Source organism: Treponema lecithinolyticum ATCC 700332, assembly GCA_000468055.1.
In the GTDB taxonomy this organism is placed as follows: Bacteria; Spirochaetota; Spirochaetia; order Treponematales; family Treponemataceae; genus Treponema_C; species Treponema_C lecithinolyticum.
Window position 1 is genome coordinate 2,883 of sequence record KI260564.1, and the last position, 732, is coordinate 3,614.

At 32.2% G+C, this 732-nt stretch carries 1 protein-coding gene; it reads right to left on the reverse strand.

Annotated elements, in window-relative coordinates; all coding sequences use genetic code 11:
• Positions 1-128: 128 nt before the first annotated feature.
• Positions 129-732: class I SAM-dependent methyltransferase (locus HMPREF9193_RS04635; protein WP_021686918.1), on the reverse strand; the 604-nt coding region annotated here is incomplete at its 5' end.

Here is a 732-nt window from a genome sequence, read left to right on the forward strand (position 1 = left end):
TTTTCCCCCCCCCCCCCCCCCGTTTTTCAAACGAAGGTTTGAATAGAATATAAGAAATAAGCGATTGCAAACTTATAGGAAGTTTTTTTGTTAAAGAAAATAATATATCTGCTATATAGTTTTTATATTTAGGATTCATTTTTTTTTCTACAGATGTACATCACTAATGATGATAAAGAGGGTATACAATTTATGGCACAAAAAGGAAAAATATTATTTCCATAAGTCTTTATAACTTCAAAATTATGGAAATTAAGTAATTCTTTCATTGCCTTATAAGTAATACCTCTAATATGATGTAAAACCTCTCCGGTTGGATTATTTAATTTTCCCGGTAATCCGGTACCAGCTGTCGGAAATTCATTTGAAACTTCTAAAATATGTGGCTGCAATCCCATAAGCAGTTCACTACGGGAAAATAGTGAGCTTAGGTTCGGTACGGATATAAAAAAATATCCACCAGGTTTCAAGTACTTCCAAGTATTTTTTAGAAGAACATCCGTATTATCAATGTGTTCAATAATTTCAGACGCTATAATAAAATCAAATTGCTGTTCCAAAAATAATTCTTCTTCTATATCTAATTGCTTATATTCTATAAAAGAAGGTACTGCTTCGGGACGTGGGAGCCTATCTATAGAAACTATTTTTATATTACCGACTGCATTGAATATAGCTTTTTCTAATGTGAATTTTATACCTGATCCAATATTTAATACCCCCCCCCCCCCC